Here is an 18,197-nt window from a genome sequence, read left to right as displayed (position 1 = left end):
AGAGATAGCAATGGTGAGCAGTTGGCGTGTGCAACAAGCCGCGCGTGAAATTCGGGCCGGTGCGGTGATTGCCTATCCAACCGAGGCCGTCTGGGGGCTGGGCTGTGATCCCTGGAACGAGGAAGCGGTGGATCGCCTGCTGGCGATAAAGTCGCGCTCGGTCGACAAAGGGTTGATCCTGATTGCCGACAATATCCGCCAGTTCGACTTCCTGTTTGAAGATTTCCCCGAGGTCTGGCTGGACCGCATGGGCAGTACCTGGCCGGGCCCCAATACCTGGCTGGTGCCGCACCAGAACCTGTTGCCGGAATGGATCACCGGACAGCACGACACGGTTGCCCTGCGTGTCAGTGATCATCCGGTGGTGCGTGAGCTGTGTTCGCTGGTTGGCCCGCTGGTTTCGACTTCGGCCAACCCGCAGGGGCGCCCTGCGGCGAAGTCGCGTTTGCGCGTGGAGCAGTACTTCCGTGGGCAGCTTGACCTGGTGCTGGGCGGCGCGTTGGGCGGTCGGCGCAACCCCAGTGTGATTCGTGATCTGGCCACCGGGGAAGTTGTCCGGGCGGGTTGACGCTGCCTCGCCCGCCCGCTGGCTCCTACAGGTTTTTATGGCAACAGCACGGTAGACCCCACGGTCCGCCGCGCTGACAGCTCGGCTTGCGCCTTGGCCGCTTCGCTCAGTGGGTAACGCTGCTGGATATCCACCACCAGCTTGCCGCTGGCGATCATCGCAAACAGGTCATCTGCCATTGCCTGGGTGTTCTCGGCGGTATTGGCGTAGCTGGCCAGGGTAGGTCGGGTGACGTACAGCGAGCCCTTCTGCGCCAGAATCCCCAGGTTGACCCCACTGACGGCACCCGATGCATTGCCGAAGCTGACCAGCAGGCCGCGCGGTGCCAGGCAGTCCAGCGATGTCAGCCAGGTGTCCTGACCAACACCGTCATACACCACCGGGCATTTCTTGCCGTCGGTCAGCTCCAGTACCCGCTGCGCAACGTCTTCACGGCTGTAATCGATGGTGGCCCAGGCACCCAGTGCTTTGGCGCGTTCGGCTTTTTCTGCCGAGCTCACGGTGCCGATCAGTTTGGCGCCCAGGGCCTTGGCCCATTGGCAGGCCAGCGAGCCGACGCCGCCGGCAGCGGCGTGGAACAGAACAATGTCGCCCGCTTGTACGGCGTAGGTCTGTTTGAACAGGTACTGTACGGTCAGGCCTTTGAGCATGACGGCGGCAGCCTGTTCGAAGCTGATGGTGTCGGGGAGTTTGACCAGATTGGCTTCAGGTAACACGTGCACTTCGCTGTAGGCGCCGAGCGGGCCGCTGCCATAGGCCACACGGTCACCGACCTTGAACCGCGTGACCTGCTCGCCGACCGCTTCAACCACGCCGGCGCCTTCGGTCCCCAAGCCTGACGGCAGCGCCGGGGGTGAATACAGGCCGCTACGGAAGTAGGTGTCGATGAAGTTCAGACCAATGGCCTGATTGCGTACGCGGACCTGCTGCGGGCCTGGCTCGGCGGGTTCGAAATCGACCAGCTGCAGGACCTCCGGGCCCCCATGCTGGCTGAACTGGATACGCTTGGCCATCTGCACTCTCCCTTCAGGCTCGAAAACCCTTATCGGACGCTTTTGCTTGATCGCCGTCAACTGCGACCGGCCTGCAGCCGGTGGTATGCTACGCGCCGAATTTGCTCAAGCCCGCTTCCAGGTGACCTGATGACTAGCCGCACCGAGGCCGTGAAAGCCTACCTGCTCGACCTGCAAGACCGTATTTGTGCCGCCCTCGAAGCTGAAGACGGTGGTGCCCGCTTTGTCGAAGATGCCTGGACGCGTGAGGCTGGCGGCGGTGGACGGACCCGGGTGATCGGAAATGGCAATGTCGTCGAAAAAGGCGGCGTGAACTTCTCTCACGTGTTCGGCAGCGGCCTGCCACCGTCGGCCAGTGCCCATCGGCCGGAACTGGCCGGGCGTGGTTTTGAAGCCCTGGGCGTATCGCTGGTGATCCACCCGCACAACCCGCATGTGCCAACCTCGCATGCCAATGTGCGGTTCTTCATTGCCGAGAAAGAAGGCGAGGAAGCGGTCTGGTGGTTCGGCGGTGGTTTCGACCTGACGCCCTACTATGGCAACGAAGAAGACTGCCTGCACTGGCATCAGGTCGCCGAGCGCGCCTGTGCGCCGTTCGGGGCTGACGTCTACCCGCGCTACAAGGCCTGGTGCGACCGCTACTTCCACCTCAAGCACCGTGGCGAGCCTCGCGGCATCGGCGGCCTGTTCTTCGATGACCTCAACGAGTGGGACTTCGATACCTGCTTTGCCTTCATTCGTGCCATTGGCGACGCTTACATCGAGGCTTACCTGCCCATCGTCCAGCGCCGCAAGGCCATCGCCTACACCGCCGAGCAGCGCGAATTCCAGGAATTCCGTCGCGGCCGCTATGTCGAGTTCAACCTGGTCTACGACCGTGGCACCCTGTTCGGCCTGCAGTCGGGCGGTCGGACCGAATCGATCCTCATGTCGCTGCCACCGCAAGTGCGTTGGGGGTACGATTGGAAGGCCGCCCCTGGCAGTGAAGAAGCCCGCCTGACCGAGTACTTCCTGCAGGACCGCGACTGGCTTGGCGAGGCCAAAGCCGCTCACTGATGCCTTGTGGATAACTTCCGGCCCGCTTGATTTTGACTCAGGAACCGCGTGAATGGACCAGTACGTTGTATTTGGCAACCCGATCGGCCACAGCAAGTCACCGTTGATTCACCGGCTGTTTGCCGACCAGACCGGCCAACAGCTGGAATACAGCACTTTGCTGGCGCCACTGGACGATTTCAGCATGTGCGCCCAGGGCTTTTTCAAGCAGGGCCTGGGGGCCAACGTCACGGTGCCCTTCAAGGAAGAAGCCTATCGCCTGGTCGATAGCCTGACACCTCGCGCCCGGCGGGCGGGTGCGGTCAATACCTTGAGCAAGCTGGCGGATGGCACCCTGCAGGGTGATAACACCGACGGCGCCGGGCTGGTGCGTGACCTGACAGTCAATGCCGGTGTGCAGCTGGAAGGCAAACGCATCCTCTTGCTCGGGGCTGGCGGGGCCGTGCGCGGCGTGCTGGAGCCATTGCTGGCACACAAGCCGGCATCCCTGGTCATCGCCAACCGCACGGTTGAGAAGGCCGAGCAACTGGCTCGCGAATTCGCCGACCTCGGCCCGGTGGCAGCCAGCGGCTTCAACTGGCTGCAAGAGCCGGTGGACCTGATCATCAATGCCACCTCCGCCAGCCTTGCCGGCGAGCTGCCGCCGATCTCGGCAGACTTGATCGCGCCGGGTAAAACCGTGTGCTACGACATGATGTATGGCAAAGAGCCGACGCCCTTTTGCCGTTGGGCCACAGAACACAAGGCTGCCAAGGTCCTGGATGGGCTGGGTATGCTTGCCGAGCAGGCTGCCGAGGCCTTCTTCATCTGGCGTGGTGTGCGACCGGACACCGCTCCGGTTCTGGACGAGCTGCGCCGTCAATTGGCGCGGGCCTAAGCGCTTCCCGGCGCTAGCCTCACTCGTCGAAGCGGATCGGGCAGTGCGCTGCCCCTTCCAGCTTGTATAACTCCTCGATCACCTGCGGGCGTGCGCGATGCAACGTCAGGCTGCCGCCTGCCCGGGCAAGTCGACGGGCTTCGCGGTGAAGCATGTCGACGCCGGAATAGTCGATGAAGTTGATCTGCCGGGCATCGATCACCACATCGGGACCCTGGCAACGTTGCAGGCGCACCTGCAGGTAATGGCTGGCACCAAAGAAAATCGAGCCGCCCACGCGCAGCACGTCGGCATTGCCCTCGCGCGTTTGCTGCACCCGTGGGCGCGAGGTGCGCTTGAGGTAGAAAAACAGCGAGGCCAGGACCCCGGCATAGATCGCCGTTTGCAGCTCCAGCAGTAAGGTGGCCGTCGCGGTCAGGGCCATGACCAGGAACTCGGCACGGCTGACCCGGAACAGCGCACGTATTGCCCGCAGGTCAACCAACCCCCAACAGATCAACAGGATGCTGCCAGCCATGGCCGGGATGGGGATATGCGCGATCAGCCGCGCGCCGGCCACTGCGAACAGCGCCACCCAGAGCGCCGAGAACACTCCGGCCAAGGGCGAGCGCGCACCGGCTTCGTAACTGAGCCCCGATCGGGTAAAGGAGCCTGAAGACAGGTAACCGGAAAACCAGCTGCCAACCATGTTCGACAGGCCCTGGCCGCGGATTTCCTGGTTGGCGTCGATCAGTTGTTCCGAACGTGACGACAGCGACCGGGCAATCGACAGGCTGGTGACCAGCCCCAGCATGCCAACCGCCACGGCACTGGGCAGCAGGCGCAGGATCAGTTCGGCATCCAGCAGCGGCAACGGGCTCAGGGGTGGCAACTGACCAACGAAGCCGGGTACCAGCTGCACATGCGCGAACATGCCGGGCAGCAACCAGACCAGCAGGCTGGCAATGCTCAGGGTTATCAACAGGCCGGGCCAGCGCGGCCTTAGCAGCTTAAGGGCGATCCCGAGTATCAGGGTACCCAGCCCTACTCCAACTGAGGGCCAATCTACTTCGCCTGCATGCTCCAGGAGGCTTCCCAGGGTTTTCAATGCGGTAGCCTGGCTGGGCAGGTCCATCCCCATCAGGTTTGGCAATTGCCCCAGGGCAATGACCACGGCGGCACCGAGGGTGAAACCCAGCACCACGGCGTGCGAAACGAAGTTGACCAGCGCACCGAAACGCAACATCCCCAGTAACCACTGAAACACCCCGGCGAGGAATGTCAGCAGCAGAATCAGGGTGATGTAGTCGTCGCTACCACTAACTGCCAGGGGGCTGACGCTGGCATAGAGGACGATGGAAATCGCCGCGGTCGGCCCGCAGATCAGGTGCCAGGAAGATCCCCACAGGCAGGCAATCAGCACCGGGACGATGGCGGCGTAAAGCCCGTATTCGGCGGGCAGGCCAGCGATCAAGGCGTAGGCGATCGATTGCGGCAAGGCCAGAATGGCGCCGCTCAGGCCCACCAGCAGATCACGGCGGACGCTGCCACGGGTCTGCAGGGGCAGCCAGCGTAGAAAAGGCAGCAGACGGTAGCGGTCAAGCCGGAGCATGGACAGTCTCTATCGCAAGCAGAAGAGCTGCTCAGGGTGCGATGTCTGGCGTGCCGGTGCAAGTCGAAGCGCTGTTTCCCTTACGTGAAACCACATCAGCAGACGAAGTTCACATGCTCGCCAACGTGGAGTTTGAGCTCAAGGCAATCGGTCATGCCGGCGGCTACCCGGGCCAGGCGTTGCAGCGGTTCGGCAAGACCGGGTTCGAGCGTGCCGCGGGTGTGGTGGAAATGTTCAATACCCAGGTCGGCAACCTGCTGCGGCATGTTTACCAGGGTCCACTGCAGCGGGCTGCGTTGCAGCGTATCGACAATCTGCTCGGCGCAAGCACGTTGCTGCTCGCTATGCCCTTCGCTATTGTCGAGTACGCTGAAATCGCCCACCAGTAACAGCCGGCGTATAGTTGTGTGCGACATTCCGGCTATCAGTGCCTGGCTCATGCGCCACTGTGCGGCGAAATCGTCGGGTGCCAGCGCAGTCAGCAGGCAGACCACCGCCGAACCGCCAGCCACGCTTTGTTCGGCTTGCGCCGCGGTGTTCAGGCCGCCGATCTTGAAGTGCAGGCCCGGGCGTGGTGCCAAGGTGTTGAGGTCGTCGACCACGGAGATCACTTCATGCTGGCGCTTGAGCAGTTCTGCCATCAGGGCGCTGCCCAGGCTGCTCAAACCGCCGATCAGGATCAGTTTGAACACTGGGGTTTCGGCATTTTTCACCAGATCACTCCCTTTGATGCGGGTGATCATTTGACCCCGGGGCTGGCTTGGGGTTCTTGTGACTCAGGAGTATTCGTGCAGAGGATCAAGGGCTATCACGCCCACGTTTACTATGATGCCAACACTATGGAACAGGCTCGGCAGCTCTGTGAAGAGGCTGCCACGCTGTTTGGCGTGACGATGGGGCGGATGCACCAGAATCCGGTCGGGCCGCATCCGGACTGGAGCTGCCAGTTGGCGTTCGGGCCGGAGCTGGTGGGGGTGGTGTTGCCCTGGCTGGCGCTGTATCGCCACGGGCTGGTGGTGTTCCTGCATCCGCTGACCGGAGACGAGTTGGCGGATCATCGCGATCATGCGATCTGGATGGGGGCGATCCGGCCGCTGGATCTGTCGATCTTCGAGCCCTCTTGAGCGAGCTTCGCGGGCAAGCCTCGCTCCTACGGTGGGGTGATCCGTAGGAGCTGGGCTAAAAAATCAGGCCTTGCGCGCGGTCCGCACACCCTGGGCCAGCGCCGAGCACAGCTCCAGCACATCGCCAACCGCCTGGTCAGCCGATTTGGCCTGGGCAATCTTGTCGACCAGTGCCGAACCGACCACCACGCCATCCGACAGCCTGGCAATGGCCGCTGCCTGCTCGGGGGTACGGATACCGAAGCCGACGCTGATCGGCAGGTCGGTATGCCGGCGCAGGCGCTCGATGGCGTTGCTGACCTGTTCGGAAGTGGCCGAACCGGCACCGGTGACGCCCGCCACCGAGACGTAGTAGACGAAGCCGGAGCTGCGTTCCAGTACCCGTGGCAGACGCACGTCGTCGGTGGTCGGCGTGGTCAGGCGGATGAAGTCGATACCGGCTGCCTGGGCCGGAGTAGCCAGCTCGGCGTCATGCTCAGGTGGCAGGTCGACAATGATCAGGCCATCGACACCGGCTGCCTTGGCCTGGGCAACGAAAGCTTCGACGCCAAAGCGGTGAATCGGGTTGTAGTAGCCCATCAGCACGATCGGAGTCGTCTGGTTGTCTACACGGAACTCGCGCACCATCTGCAGGGTTTTCGCCAGAGTCTGGCCGGCCTCCAGGGCGCGCAGGGTAGCGAGCTGGATGGACACGCCGTCAGCCATCGGGTCGGTGAACGGCATGCCCAGTTCGATGACGTCGGCGCCCGCAGCCGGCAGGCCTTTGAGAATTGCCAGCGAGGCATCGTAGCCAGGGTCGCCGGCAGTGATGAAGGTAACCAGTGCCGAGCGGCCTTCGGCCTTCAGTTCGGAGAAGCGTTGTTCAATACGGCTCATGCCTGTTTCTCCTGGGCGGCCATATGGCTCATCACGGTTTGCATGTCTTTGTCACCACGCCCGGACAGGCACACCACCATCAGGTGATCCTTCGGCAGGGTCGGGGCGCGTTTGATCGCTTCGGCCAGGGCATGGGAGGTTTCCAGGGCCGGAATGATGCCTTCCAGGCGGCAGGTGGTGTGGAACGCAGCCAGGGCTTCTTCGTCGTTGATGCTGACGTACTCGACGCGTTTCACCTCGTGCAACCAGGCGTGCTCAGGGCCGATGCCCGGGTAGTCGAGGCCGGCGGAAATCGAGTGGGCGTCGGTGATCTGGCCGTCAGCGTCCTGCAGCAGGTAGGTGCGGTTGCCATGCAGTACGCCCGGGATACCGCCGGTGAGGCTGGCGGCATGCTTGTCGGTTTCGACACCGTGGCCACCGGCTTCGACGCCGATGATCTGCACACTGCTGTCATCAAGGAAGTCGTGGAACAGGCCCATGGCGTTGGAGCCGCCGCCGACGCAGGCGATCAGGCTGTCGGGCAGGCGCCCTTCCTTTTCCTGCAACTGGGCGCGGGTTTCCTTGCCGATGATCGACTGGAAGTCGCGGACCATCGCCGGGTACGGGTGCGGGCCGGCCACGGTACCGATCAGGTAGAAGGTGTCATCGACGTTGGTCACCCAGTCGCGCAGGGCTTCGTTCATGGCGTCTTTGAGGGTGCCGGTACCGGAGGTCACCGGGACGATCTCGGCGCCCAGCAGCTTCATGCGGAACACGTTGGCCTGTTGGCGCTCGATGTCGGTGGCGCCCATGTAGATGACGCAAGGCAGGCCAAAACGGGCAGCAACCGTGGCCGTGGCAACACCGTGCATACCGGCACCGGTTTCGGCGATCAGGCGCTTTTTACCCATGCGCTTGGCCAATAACACCTGGCCGATGCAGTTGTTAACTTTGTGCGCGCCGGTGTGGTTGAGTTCTTCACGTTTGAAGAAAATCTTCGCACCGCCGCAGTGTTCGGTCAGACGCTCGGCGAAGTACAGCGGATTGGGGCGACCGATGTAGTCGCGCTGAAAGTACGCCAGTTGCTCGAGGAACTCTGGGTCGGCTTTGGCTGCTTCGTATTCGCGGGCAAGGTCGAGCACCAGGGGCATCAGGGTTTCAGCCACGTAACGGCCGCCGAATGCGCCAAACAGGCCATTGGCATCAGGGCCGGCGCGGAAGTTGGTCTGGGTCATGGGTCGCTCCAGGGCGTAATGAAATCTGGGAATGGCTTTACTCTACCCACGACAGGCCCGGCTGAAAACCGATAAGATTGCTGCAACATGTCAGGAAATCTCACACGTCATGCGCCAGGACCTGCCTCCCCTCAATGCCCTGCGGGCGTTCGAAGCCACTGCCAGGCTCAACAGCGTCAGCCAGGCCGCCGAGCAACTGCATGTGACCCATGGCGCCGTTAGCCGCCAGTTGAAAGTGCTGGAGGAATTTCTCGGGGTCAGCCTGTTCGTCAAGGACGGGCGCGGCATTAAACTCACAGATGCCGGTGTACGCCTGCGCGATGCCAGTGCCGACGCTTTTGATCGCTTGCGCAGCGTGTGCGCCGAGTTGAGTCAAAGCGGTGACGACGCGCCGTTCGTCCTCGGTTGCTCTGGCAGTTTGCTGGCGCGCTGGTTCATTCCCCGCCTGGGCAGGCTCAAGGCAGACCTGCCGGAACTGCGCCTGCACCTGTCGGCCGGTGAGGGTGACCTGGACCCGCGTCGTCCCGGGCTGGATGCATTGCTGGTGTTTGCCGAGCCGCCATGGCCGGCGGACATGCAGGTGCATGTGTTGGCGCAGGAACGTATCGGCCCGGTGCTGAGCCCGCATTTTCCCGGCTTCGCCCGCCTGTGCCAGGCACCGGCGTCGGCCTTGCTCGAAGAAGCCCTGCTGCAGACCACATCACGCCCTCAGGCCTGGCCCAACTGGGCTGTGCAACAGCACATCGATCCCGAGGCACTGCGCTACGGCCAGGATTTCGAGCACCTGTATTACTTGCTCGAAGCCGCCGTTGCCGGTCTGGGGGTGGCCATCGCCCCGCAACCGCTGGTCGCCGACGACCTGCGCGCCGGGCGTCTGGCGGCGCCGTGGGGATTTTGTGAAACCGAGGCGGTGCTGGCGTTGTGGGTGCCCCGACGCGCCGCAGATGGGCGCGCCGAGCAGTTGGCCGGATGGCTACGCGCCGAGCTGGCGCGCCAGGCCGATTAGCGGCGGCTGCACATCAGGTACGCCGCCAGCAGGCCCAGGGCGCCGACAGCCACCCCCGCCGTCGTCCACGGGTGCTCCTGGGCGTAATCGCGCGTGGCCAGCCCGGTCTCGCGGGTTTTGCTTTTCACCTCCGCATAGGCGTCGCCCAGCAGGCTGCGGGAGTGGCGTAACGCGCTTTCGGCGTTGCTCTTGAGTGTTTTCAAGGTTTTGCGCGACTCGTCCGAGGCGTCGTCCTTGAGGGTTTCCAATGTTTTCAGAAGGTTTTCGATCTCCGCTTCCATACTTTGCAGCGACGCCTGACGCAGCGAGTGGTTGGTCATGGTGACTCTCCTCCTTCGAGGTGTGATTGAGTTGTTATGGTTCCGACTTCAGCCAGGCGAGAAAGTGCAGTGCGAAGTGTTCGGGTGGCGGGCGCGCAGGTAAATCAGGCTGGCGCTGCTAGGCTGAAAGTTCATATCTGCGCAGGAGACAGGTCATGTCCGATCATCACACCTACAAGAAAATCGAGCTGGTTGGCTCATCGCCCACCAGCATCGAAGAGGCCATCAACAATGCCCTGGCCGAAGCGGGCAAAAGCATCAAGCACCTCGAATGGTTCGAAGTGCTCGAAACCCGCGGGCACATCAAGGACAACAAGGCGGCGCATTTTCAGGTAACCCTCAAGGTCGGGTTCCGTATCGCCAACAGCTGAAAGCATTGCGCTGGCATGTCCGGGTCAATTGAGTTACACAGTTCTGAGGCGCCTGGACCGGCTCCGGCGCCACCCTCCACTTTGATCTGAACAAGGAAAGCGATCGATGAAGAAGTTGGTAGTTGCACTGGGTTTGATGATGCTGGCCGGCACTGCGCTGGCCGCGGGCAAACCCTGTGAAGAATTGAAGGGCGAAATAGCAGCCAAGCTCGATGCCAAGGGCGTCAGCGGCTATTCGCTGGAGATCGTCGACAAGGGCGCGGCGGCAGGCGGCAAGGTCGTAGGTACCTGCGAAGGTGGCACCAAGGAAATCGTCTACAAGCGCTAATCACGGCATCCGCACCAGCGATGCAATGACTTCATTGCCGGTCCTGCCGGCTCCCACAGATCGATGCAGTTGCACTCCATGTGGGAGCCAGCATGGCTGGCGATGAGGCTTATCAGTTGCCGCGCATCACCTGCGACAGCAGCTCGTAGGAGCGGATCCGGTCCGCATGTTCGTACAGGTCACAGGTGAAGATCAGCTCGTCGGCTTGTGTCTGCTCGAGCAGAACCTCGAGTTTGGCGCGAATCTTCTCCGGGCCGCCGACCATCGCCAGCCCCAGGAAGTTACCTACTGCCTCGCGCTCGTGAGGCAGCCACAAACCATCCATGCTTTCTACCGGTGGACGCTGCATCAGGCTCTGGCCGCGCATCAGAGCAAGGATGCGCTGGTACACCGAGGTCGCCAGGTAGTCGGCCTTTTCGTCGCTGTCGGCAGCCACCAGCGGTACACCGAGCATGACGTAGGGCTTGTCGAGCACCGCGGAGGGTTGGAAGTGGTTGCGATAGACCCGAATGGCCTCGTGCATGTAGCGCGGGGCGAAATGTGAGGCAAAGGCGTACGGCAGGCCGCGCATACCGGCCAGCTGGGCACTGAACAGGCTTGAGCCGAGCAACCAGATCGGTACCTCGGTGCCGTAGCCGGGCACGGCGATGACTTTCTGATCCGGGGTGCGCGGCCCGAGGTAACGCACCAGTTCCTCGACGTCGTCGGGAAAATCATCGGCGCTGCCTGAGCGCTCGCGGCGCAGGGCCCGCGCGGTCATCTGGTCGGAACCCGGCGCGCGTCCCAGGCCAAGGTCGATACGGCCGGGATACAGGCTGGCGAGGGTGCCGAACTGTTCGGCAATGACCAACGGCGCGTGGTTGGGCAGCATGACCCCGCCCGCCCCTACCCGGATTGTCGAGGTGCCGCCGGCCAGGTAGCTGAGCAACACAGAGGTCGCCGAACTGGCAATGCCGTCCATGTTGTGGTGTTCAGCGACCCAGAAGCGGTTGAAGCCGAACTTCTCTACGTGCTGTGCCAGGTCCAGGGAGTTGCGCAGGGATTGTGCCGGGCCGCTGTCTTCGCGAACCGGTACCAGGTCGAGGGTGGAGAATTTGATATCCGCAAGTCGCTTCATGGGCTGATGAGCCTCCAGGGCAGTCGTTCGCCCGGCATAAGACCGGAACCTTGTGATCGTTGTATGGGCACATCCTGAGGATTCAATGCCTGGGGTGCAATCAAGCTGAACTTGCCCGGGCAGCTGGCCTCTGAATTTTAGGCTGCGCAAACCTGCGCCCTGTAGGTACTCGGGAGGCACTATGAAAAAGACAGCATCGGCAATCTGGCAAGGTGGCCTGAAGGACGGCAAGGGGCTGATATCCACCGAAAGTGGGGCGCTCAAGGACAATCCGTACGGATTCAACACCCGTTTCGAGGGCCAACCTGGCACCAACCCGGAAGAACTGATTGGCGCCGCCCACGCAGGGTGCTTTTCCATGGCCCTGTCGATGATGCTGGGTGAGGCAGGTTTCACTGCCGAGCGCATCGACACCACGGCTGAAGTCACCCTGGAAAAACAGGCTGATGGTTTCGCTATTACCGCCGTTCACCTGATTCTCAACGCCAAGGTGCCCGGCGCCAGCGAAGCGCAGTTCCTGGAGGTGGCGAACAAGGCCAAGGCAGGTTGCCCGGTATCAAAAGTGCTCAACGCGACCATCAGCCTGGACGCCACGCTGGCGGGTTGAAGTAGAACTGCGACGCGCTTCTTGTGGTCAAATGGGAGTCGGCAAACTCTCTGCCGCCACAAGGAGCTGTCTCATGACCCGTGTTGCAATCGCTGTGCTGGCATCGATGCTGGCCACCGCTGCCCTGGCTGCGCCCAAGCCCTGCGAAGCGCTCAAGGCCGAGATCGAAGCGAAGATCCAGGCCAACAATGTGAGTTCCTACACCCTGGAAATCGTGCGCAACGACGAAGTCCACGACCAGAACATGGTGGTGGGCAGCTGTGAGGGTGGCACCAAGAAAATCATCTACCAGAAGAATGACCGCTAGGCCTCAAGGTATGCAGAAGATGTCGTTCTTTTCTTCTGCCAGCAGCTTGCGCTGGGCGTCATAAAGGTAGGCACTGGGCTGCATGGCCGGTGCCCGTGCTTCCAGGCGATAGCGCTTGCCGGCTTCGAAGTGGTCGTAGTTCACCTTCAGGTAACAGGTTCGCTCCACGGGGTTGAGCGACAAACGACCACCGTACACTTCGAAGTCGAAGCGCACGGTCAGCTCGTGGCTACCGGGCGTGACCTGGAAAAAACGTCCGTCCTTGAGGCGTTCGCCATCGAGTCGGTCGGCCATGACCAGCTTGCCTGGGGTCATGGTGTACAAGTCGATCCATGCCTGTTTGCTGTCGACTGGGGGCAATGGGCTAGCGCAAGCCCCCAGGGCACTGAGGGCGATCAGCATCATTGGCTGGCGCATGGCACACTCCAGATTGCAAACTACAAAGCACAAGCATAGCGCCATTCACGCTATCAGGTACGTTGGCAGCCCGCCGGTAGCCCTTTGCTGACCAGGTTTCGCTGTTCGTCGTAGAGCTTGGCCCAAGGCCGGAAACCGATACTTCCGGCTTCGATCTGATAGCGTTGCCCAGCACTGAAATCCTTGAATTTCACATTCAGCTGGCAATCGCGCCATAGCGGTTCGCTGCTTGGGCCGATGTTGCTTGGCGTTACTAGAAACTGATAACGCACGGTCAATTCGTGGCTGCCGGGCTGGACTTCGAAATAGCGCTTGTCTGCCCAGTCGCGATCATCCACCTGCAGGGCATGCAGGGATTCGTCCGGATTGGGCGCAAGGTCAATCCAGGCCTGGTTGGGATCGGCAGGGGGCAAGACGGCGCAGCCGGTCAACAGCACCATACCGCCAAGGACGAGCAGTGTACGCATGGTAAAACTCCAGCTGGGCAGGATAGTCTTGAAGCGGATGAGCACTTGAGCGAGACGACGGGACGGATGCTTCGACTATTTCTTTTATTGCGCTCAAGTCTTGGGGCACTCGACCATTTTTTTTGCTACTTGGTTCCCCTGTTGCTACTCGGGCTGCTGAACGGTTGTTCCAGCCTCGATTACTACGGGCAACTGGCCAGCGGGCAACTGCAACTGTTGCAGGCGCGAAAACCGGTGGCTGAAGTGGTAGCCGACCCCGCGACCCCGGCAAAACTGCGTCAGCACCTGTTGCAGGCCGAGCAGGCCAGGAGTTTCGCCAGTGCGCAGCTTCGATTGCCGGATAACCGCAGTTACCGGGTGTATGCCGACATAGGCCGGCCGTTCGTGGTGTGGAATGTGTTCGCCACGCCGGAGTTTTCTCTCGAGCCGCACACCCACTGCTTCCCGATTGCCGGTTGTGTCGCCTACCGCGGCTACTACAGCCAGGGTGCGGCGCGAGGTGCCGCAGCGCTGCAGAAACAGCAGGGGCTGGACGTGTATGTCGGCGGCGTGGAGGCCTATTCGACCCTGGGCTGGTTCGATGACCCGATCCTCAGCTCCATGCTTGGTTGGGGCGACGAGCGCCTGGCGACGGTGATCTTTCATGAGCTGGCGCACCAGCGTGTGTATGTGCGCGACGACACCGCGTTCAACGAATCCTTTGCCACCTTCGTGGAGCAGGAAGGCACCCGCCAGTGGCGGGCGTCGCGTGGCCTGCCGGCGCAATCCGAGCATGACGGACAGCAACGCGACCAGTTCGTCGCGCTGGTGCTGGCCAGCCGGGAACGGCTCAAGGCGCTGTATGCATCACCGCTGACCGCGCCCGCCAAACGCGCCGGCAAGCAGGCTGAGTTTGAACGGCTACGCCGTGACTACCGGGCGCTGCGTGACAGCCAGTGGCAGGGTAAGGGGCGGTATGACGGCTGGATCAATGCGCCGATGAACAATGCCAAGCTGCTGCCTTTTGGTTTGTACGACCAGTGGGTACCGGCGTTTGCGCAGCTTTTTGTTCAGGCCGGCAGGGACTGGGAAGTGTTTTATCGGCGGGTTGAGGCGCTGGGCAAGTTGCCGCATGAGCAGCGTCGGCAGGCGTTGAAAGATCTCGATCCAGATTCCCGACCACTGTAGGAGCGAGCGGGCGGGGCTCCGATTTGCCCGCGAACCGGACGCTGCGGTGTACCTGCTACACCGCGTCATCGTTGTTCGCGGGCAAGCCTCGCTCCTACAGGGGGCATGGCCATCAAGCGCGCAGAAATGCCTGATGCAGTTCATGCAGCGTGGCGAAGTGGTAAGCAGGCTGCTCGGCGGTCAGCTCTTCATGACTACCAAAGCCATAGCCCACCGCCACGGCCTCCAGGCCATTGCTGCGGGCACCGATCAGGTCGTGTTTGCGGTCGCCGATCATCAGCGTCTGCGCAGGGTCCAGCTGTTCTTCGGCCAGCAGGTGTGCGATCAGCTCGACCTTGTTGGTACGGGTGCCGTCGAGTTCGCTGCCGTAGATCACCTTGAAGTGATGATCGAATTCGAAGTGCCGGGCAATCTCGCGGGCGAATTCCCAGGGTTTTGACGTGGCGATGTACAGCGTCCTGCCCTGCCCGTTCAAGGCTTCAAGCAACGGCTGGACACCGTCGAACACCAGGTTCTCGTACAAGCCGGTGACCTTGAAGCGTTCACGGTAGAAGTTGACGGCCTGCCAGGCCTTGGCCTCGTCGAAGCTGTAGAACTGCATGAATGCCTGCAGCAGCGGCGGGCCGATGAAGTGCTCAAGGCGCGCCAGGTCCGGCTCGTCGATACCGAGCTTGGCCAGGGCGTACTGGATCGAACGGGTGATGCCCAGGCGCGGGTCGGTGAGGGTGCCGTCGAGGTCGAAAAGGATGTTTTGCTGGTGCATGGTGGTCTCGCTAGTGGCTGTCGGCAGGCTCATTCAGGCAGGTGGTAGCCTTCGGCCAGATGCTGATCCTTGAGTTTCACGTAGTTGCTGGCGCTGTAGGGGAAGAAGGCGCGTTCCTTCTCGGTCAGGGCGCGGGCCTGCTTGACCGGACTGCCGACATACAGAAAGCCGCTTTGCAGGCGCTTGCCCGGCGGCACCAGGCTGCCGGCACCGATGATCACCTCGTCTTCGACCACCGCACCGTCCATGATGGTGCTGCCCATACCGACCAGAATCCGGTTACCCAGGGTACAGCCGTGCAGCATCACTTTGTGACCGATGGTCACTTCGTCGCCGATCAGCAACGGAAAACCGTCAGGGTTGAAGGGCCCGGCGTGGGTAATGTGCAACACGCTGCCGTCCTGCACACTGGTGCGCGCACCGATACGGATACGGTGCATGTCGCCGCGTATCACGGTCAATGGCCATACCGAGCTGTCTGCGCCGATCTCGACATCCCCCAGCACCACCGCACTGCGGTCCACGAAGGCGCGTTCGCCCAGGCGGGGGGAATGGTTCTGGAAGCTACGGATGGCCATGATAGGGACTCTCTTTAGTGTTGATAGGGCTGCGGTCGGCGTCGATTGTAATTAAGATGGTCGCGTGTTTCTTCTGCCAAGGTGTTTAACCGTGAGTGCGAACAACCCGCTACTGCAGCCTTATGACTTGCCGCCCTTCTCGGCAATCCGCGCCGAGCATGTGCAGCCGGCGATTGAACAGATCCTGGCCGACAACCGTACCGCCATTGCCAACATTCTCAAGTCCCAGAGCCAGCAGCCAAGCTGGGCCGGCCTGGTGCTGGCCATGGACGAACTCAATGACCGCCTGGGCGCTGCCTGGAGCCCGGTCAGCCACCTCAATGCCGTGTGCAACAGCGCCGAACTGCGCGAAGCCTATGAAGGCTGCCTGCCAGCATTGAGTGCCTATGCCACCGAACTGGGGCAGAACCGCGAGCTGTTCAAGGCGTATGAGGCGCTGATTGCCAGCCCTGAGGCCGCCGGCTTCGATGTCGCCCAGAAGACTATTCTGGAACACGCCCTGCGTGACTTCCGCCTGTCGGGTATCGACCTGCCGGCGGATAAACAAAAGCGTTATGCCGAAGTGCAGAGCAAGCTCAGCGAACTGGGCAGCCGTTTCTCCAACCAACTGCTCGACGCCACCCAGGCCTGGACCAAGCACGTGGCCGATGAAGCCGCGCTGGCCGGCCTGACCGACTCGGCCAAGGCACAGATGGCCGCCGCCGCCCAAGCAAAAGGCCTGGATGGCTGGTTGATTAGCCTGGAATTCCCCAGCTACTACGCGGTAATGACCTACGCCGAAGACCGCGCCCTGCGTGAAGAGCTGTACGCGGCTTACTGCACCCGTGCCTCCGACCAAGGGCCAAATGCCGGTCAGTTCGACAACGGCCCGGTAATGCGCGAAATCCTCGACCTGCGTCAAGAACTGGCCGAGCTGCTGGGCTATGCCAACTACGCCGAGCTGAGCCTGGCGACCAAAATGGCCGAGTCCAGTGACCAGGTGCTGAGCTTCCTGCGTGACCTGGCCAGGCGCAGCAAGCCGTTTGCCGCCCAGGACCTGGTCCAGCTCAAGGCGTATGCCGCCGAGCAAGGCTGCCCGGACCTGCAAAGCTGGGACAGCGGCTTCTACGGGGAGAAACTGCGTGAGCAGCGTTACAGCGTTTCCCAGGAAACCCTGCGTGCCTACTTCCCGATCGACAAGGTGCTGTCCGGCCTGTTTGCCATTGTTCAGCGCCTGTACGGTATCGAAATTGCCGAACTCAAGGGCTTTGACACCTGGCATCCGGACGTTCGCCTGTTCGAAATCAAAGAGCACGGCCAGCACGTCGGGCGGTTCTTCTTCGACCTGTATGCCCGCGCCAACAAGCGGGGCGGTGCCTGGATGGACGGCGCGCGCGATCGTCGCCGTACCGAAGCAGGCGAGCTGCAAAGCCCGGTGGCCAACCTGGTGTGCAACTTCACCCCGGCATCACCGGGCAAGCCTGCGCTGCTGACCCACGATGAAGTCACTACGCTGTTCCACGAGTTCGGTCACGGTCTGCACCACCTGCTGACGCGTATCGATCACGCCGGTGTGTCCGGGATCAATGGCGTCGCCTGGGATGCCGTGGAGCTGCCGAGCCAGTTCATGGAAAACTGGTGCTGGGAGCCTGAAGGCCTGGCGCTGATTTCCGCGCACTACGAAAGCGGCGACGCCCTGCCGCAGGACCTGCTGGAAAAAATGCTGGCGGCGAAAAACTTCCAGTCCGGCCTGATGATGGTCCGCCAGCTGGAATTCTCGCTGTTCGACTTCGAACTGCATGCCAGCCATGGCGACGGCCGCAGTGTGCTTGAGGTACTTGAAGGCGTGCGTGACGAGGTCTCGGTCATGCGTCCACCGGCGTACAACCGCTTCCCCAACAGCTTTGCGCATATCTTTGCCGGCGGTTACGCCGCGGGTTACTACAGCTACAAGTGGGCTGAAGTGCTATCTGCCGATGCGTTCTCGCGCTTCGAGGAAGAAGGTGTGCTCAACGCGCAGACCGGTCGCGCCTTCCGTGAAGCCATCCTGGCTCGCGGTGGTTCCCAGGAGCCGATGCTGCTGTTCGTCGACTTCCGTGGCCGTGAGCCGTCAATCGATGCACTCTTGCGTCACAGTGGCCTGAGTGAGGAAGTGGCGGCATGAGCGATGCGCCCGTGATCAAGACGAAAAAACGCTTTATCGCCGGGGCTGTCTGCCCGGCGTGCAGCGAGCCGGACAAATTGATGATGTGGAGCGAAGACAGCGTTCCGCACCGTGAATGCGTGGCATGCGGGTTCTCCGACACCCTCAACGAGCAGGGTTTGTCGGTGCCCAAGGAGCTGGGTACCCGGGTCAACAAGGTCGAAGTGAAAGCGGCCGAGGCCAAGGTGCAGACGGTACAGTTCTTCCCCAACCCCAAGCTGAAGAAGCCGGCTGAGTAAGCGCGATCG

General features: G+C 62.2%; 23 protein-coding genes. 12 read left to right on the top strand and 11 right to left on the bottom strand.

Annotated elements, in window-relative coordinates; translation table 11 throughout:
• The first annotated feature begins 10 nt into the window (after nucleotides 1-10).
• Nucleotides 11-568 carry an L-threonylcarbamoyladenylate synthase gene (locus tag I5S59_RS02665; RefSeq protein ID WP_197875290.1) on the top strand — a complete coding sequence of 186 codons (558 nt, stop codon included), beginning with the start codon at nucleotides 11-13 and terminating at the stop codon, nucleotides 566-568.
• A gap of 35 nt (nucleotides 569-603) precedes the next feature.
• On the opposite strand, the gene I5S59_RS02660 is transcribed toward I5S59_RS02665, so the two are convergent.
• A complete protein-coding gene (locus I5S59_RS02660; RefSeq protein WP_197875289.1) occupies nucleotides 604-1,581 on the bottom strand; it encodes an NADPH:quinone reductase in 978 nt (325 codons plus the stop codon).
• Between the two features lie 129 nt (nucleotides 1,582-1,710).
• Between I5S59_RS02660 and hemF the strand changes: the two genes are divergently transcribed.
• Both hemF and aroE read left to right on the top strand, forming a co-directional pair.
• Complete coding sequence (hemF, locus tag I5S59_RS02655; protein ID WP_197875288.1) at nucleotides 1,711-2,637, top strand: oxygen-dependent coproporphyrinogen oxidase; 927 nt, start codon at nucleotides 1,711-1,713, stop codon at nucleotides 2,635-2,637.
• A gap of 52 nt (nucleotides 2,638-2,689) precedes the next feature.
• Entirely contained in the window at nucleotides 2,690-3,514 is an 825-nt protein-coding gene (gene aroE, locus I5S59_RS02650; RefSeq protein ID WP_197875287.1) for a shikimate dehydrogenase, read from the top strand.
• Between the two features lie 19 nt (nucleotides 3,515-3,533).
• Here aroE and I5S59_RS02645 read toward each other — a convergent pair whose 3' ends face one another.
• Both I5S59_RS02645 and I5S59_RS02640 read right to left on the bottom strand, forming a co-directional pair.
• Nucleotides 3,534-5,105, bottom strand: a complete 1,572-nt coding sequence (locus I5S59_RS02645; RefSeq protein WP_197875286.1) for a SulP family inorganic anion transporter — start codon at nucleotides 5,103-5,105, stop codon at nucleotides 3,534-3,536.
• A 95-nt stretch (nucleotides 5,106-5,200) separates the two neighbouring features.
• Nucleotides 5,201-5,818, bottom strand: coding sequence for an NAD(P)-dependent oxidoreductase (locus I5S59_RS02640; RefSeq protein WP_197875285.1), 618 nt, complete (start codon nucleotides 5,816-5,818; stop codon nucleotides 5,201-5,203).
• A gap of 75 nt (nucleotides 5,819-5,893) precedes the next feature.
• On the opposite strand from I5S59_RS02640, the gene I5S59_RS02635 reads away from it, so the two are divergent.
• On the top strand, nucleotides 5,894-6,229 hold the full coding sequence (locus I5S59_RS02635; RefSeq protein ID WP_197875284.1) for a DOPA 4,5-dioxygenase family protein: 336 nt from the start codon (nucleotides 5,894-5,896) through the stop codon (nucleotides 6,227-6,229).
• A 63-nt stretch (nucleotides 6,230-6,292) separates the two neighbouring features.
• On the opposite strand, the gene trpA is transcribed toward I5S59_RS02635, so the two are convergent.
• Entirely contained in the window at nucleotides 6,293-7,105 is an 813-nt protein-coding gene (gene trpA, locus I5S59_RS02630; protein ID WP_197875283.1) for a tryptophan synthase subunit alpha, read from the bottom strand.
• On the bottom strand, nucleotides 7,102-8,319 hold the full coding sequence (gene trpB, locus I5S59_RS02625; protein ID WP_197875282.1) for a tryptophan synthase subunit beta: 1,218 nt from the start codon (nucleotides 8,317-8,319) through the stop codon (nucleotides 7,102-7,104). Before trpB ends, trpA begins: the two co-directional genes overlap by 4 nt.
• Nucleotides 8,320-8,428: 109 nt before the next feature.
• Here trpB and I5S59_RS02620 point away from each other — a divergent pair, with 109 nt between their 5' ends.
• Nucleotides 8,429-9,325 carry a LysR family transcriptional regulator gene (locus tag I5S59_RS02620; RefSeq protein WP_197875281.1) on the top strand — a complete coding sequence of 299 codons (897 nt, stop codon included), beginning with the start codon at nucleotides 8,429-8,431 and terminating at the stop codon, nucleotides 9,323-9,325.
• Here I5S59_RS02620 and I5S59_RS02615 read toward each other — a convergent pair.
• Nucleotides 9,322-9,645, bottom strand: a complete 324-nt coding sequence (locus I5S59_RS02615; protein WP_197875280.1) for a DUF883 family protein — start codon at nucleotides 9,643-9,645, stop codon at nucleotides 9,322-9,324. The two genes, I5S59_RS02620 and I5S59_RS02615, sit on opposite strands and share 4 nt — an antisense overlap.
• A 155-nt stretch (nucleotides 9,646-9,800) precedes the next feature.
• Between I5S59_RS02615 and I5S59_RS02610 the strand changes: the two genes are divergently transcribed.
• Together I5S59_RS02610 and I5S59_RS02605 are read left to right on the top strand one after the other, a co-directional pair.
• Nucleotides 9,801-10,016, top strand: coding sequence for a dodecin (locus I5S59_RS02610; protein ID WP_128322056.1), 216 nt, complete (start codon nucleotides 9,801-9,803; stop codon nucleotides 10,014-10,016).
• Between the two features lie 106 nt (nucleotides 10,017-10,122).
• On the top strand, nucleotides 10,123-10,344 hold the full coding sequence (locus I5S59_RS02605; protein ID WP_197875279.1) for a DUF1161 domain-containing protein: 222 nt from the start codon (nucleotides 10,123-10,125) through the stop codon (nucleotides 10,342-10,344).
• Between the two features lie 112 nt (nucleotides 10,345-10,456).
• On the opposite strand, the gene I5S59_RS02600 is transcribed toward I5S59_RS02605, so the two are convergent.
• Entirely contained in the window at nucleotides 10,457-11,461 is a 1,005-nt protein-coding gene (locus tag I5S59_RS02600) for an LLM class flavin-dependent oxidoreductase (RefSeq protein WP_197875278.1), read from the bottom strand.
• A 181-nt stretch (nucleotides 11,462-11,642) separates the two neighbouring features.
• Here I5S59_RS02600 and I5S59_RS02595 point away from each other — a divergent pair, with 181 nt between their 5' ends.
• Nucleotides 11,643-12,068, top strand: a complete 426-nt coding sequence (locus I5S59_RS02595) for an OsmC family protein (RefSeq protein ID WP_197875277.1) — start codon at nucleotides 11,643-11,645, stop codon at nucleotides 12,066-12,068.
• Between the two features lie 73 nt (nucleotides 12,069-12,141).
• A complete protein-coding gene (locus I5S59_RS02590) occupies nucleotides 12,142-12,375 on the top strand; it encodes a DUF1161 domain-containing protein (RefSeq protein WP_197875276.1) in 234 nt (77 codons plus the stop codon).
• 3 nt (nucleotides 12,376-12,378) lie between these two features.
• Here I5S59_RS02590 and I5S59_RS02585 read toward each other — a convergent pair whose 3' ends face one another.
• Together I5S59_RS02585 and I5S59_RS02580 are read right to left on the bottom strand one after the other, a co-directional pair.
• A complete protein-coding gene (locus I5S59_RS02585; RefSeq protein WP_197875275.1) occupies nucleotides 12,379-12,792 on the bottom strand; it encodes a hypothetical protein in 414 nt (137 codons plus the stop codon).
• 53 nt (nucleotides 12,793-12,845) lie between these two features.
• Entirely contained in the window at nucleotides 12,846-13,259 is a 414-nt protein-coding gene (locus I5S59_RS02580; protein WP_197875274.1) for a hypothetical protein, read from the bottom strand.
• 66 nt (nucleotides 13,260-13,325) lie between these two features.
• Here I5S59_RS02580 and I5S59_RS02575 point away from each other — a divergent pair, with 66 nt between their 5' ends.
• Nucleotides 13,326-14,426 (top strand): aminopeptidase, encoded by a 1,101-nt coding sequence (locus I5S59_RS02575; RefSeq protein WP_197875273.1) that lies wholly within the window; start codon nucleotides 13,326-13,328, stop codon nucleotides 14,424-14,426.
• A 112-nt stretch (nucleotides 14,427-14,538) separates the two neighbouring features.
• Here the strand turns inward: I5S59_RS02575 and I5S59_RS02570 are convergent, their stop codons facing one another.
• Complete coding sequence (locus I5S59_RS02570) at nucleotides 14,539-15,189, bottom strand: HAD family hydrolase (RefSeq protein ID WP_197875272.1); 651 nt, start codon at nucleotides 15,187-15,189, stop codon at nucleotides 14,539-14,541.
• Between the two features lie 29 nt (nucleotides 15,190-15,218).
• Nucleotides 15,219-15,767, bottom strand: coding sequence for a gamma carbonic anhydrase family protein (locus tag I5S59_RS02565; protein WP_128322064.1), 549 nt, complete (start codon nucleotides 15,765-15,767; stop codon nucleotides 15,219-15,221).
• 91 nt (nucleotides 15,768-15,858) lie between these two features.
• Here I5S59_RS02565 and prlC point away from each other — a divergent pair, with 91 nt between their 5' ends.
• Entirely contained in the window at nucleotides 15,859-17,910 is a 2,052-nt protein-coding gene (gene prlC / locus I5S59_RS02560) for an oligopeptidase A (RefSeq protein WP_197875271.1), read from the top strand.
• A complete protein-coding gene (locus I5S59_RS02555) occupies nucleotides 17,907-18,188 on the top strand; it encodes a YheV family putative zinc ribbon protein (RefSeq protein ID WP_128322066.1) in 282 nt (93 codons plus the stop codon). Before prlC ends, I5S59_RS02555 begins: the two co-directional genes overlap by 4 nt.
• The last annotated feature ends 9 nt before the right edge of the window (nucleotides 18,189-18,197 follow it).

The sequence above is a fragment of the Pseudomonas alkylphenolica genome, from assembly GCF_016009175.1.
In the GTDB taxonomy this organism is placed as follows: Bacteria; Pseudomonadota; Gammaproteobacteria; order Pseudomonadales; family Pseudomonadaceae; genus Aquipseudomonas; species Aquipseudomonas alkylphenolica_B.
Note: the sequence above shows the minus strand (reverse complement) of the source record. Positions and strands in the feature narration are given on the sequence as shown.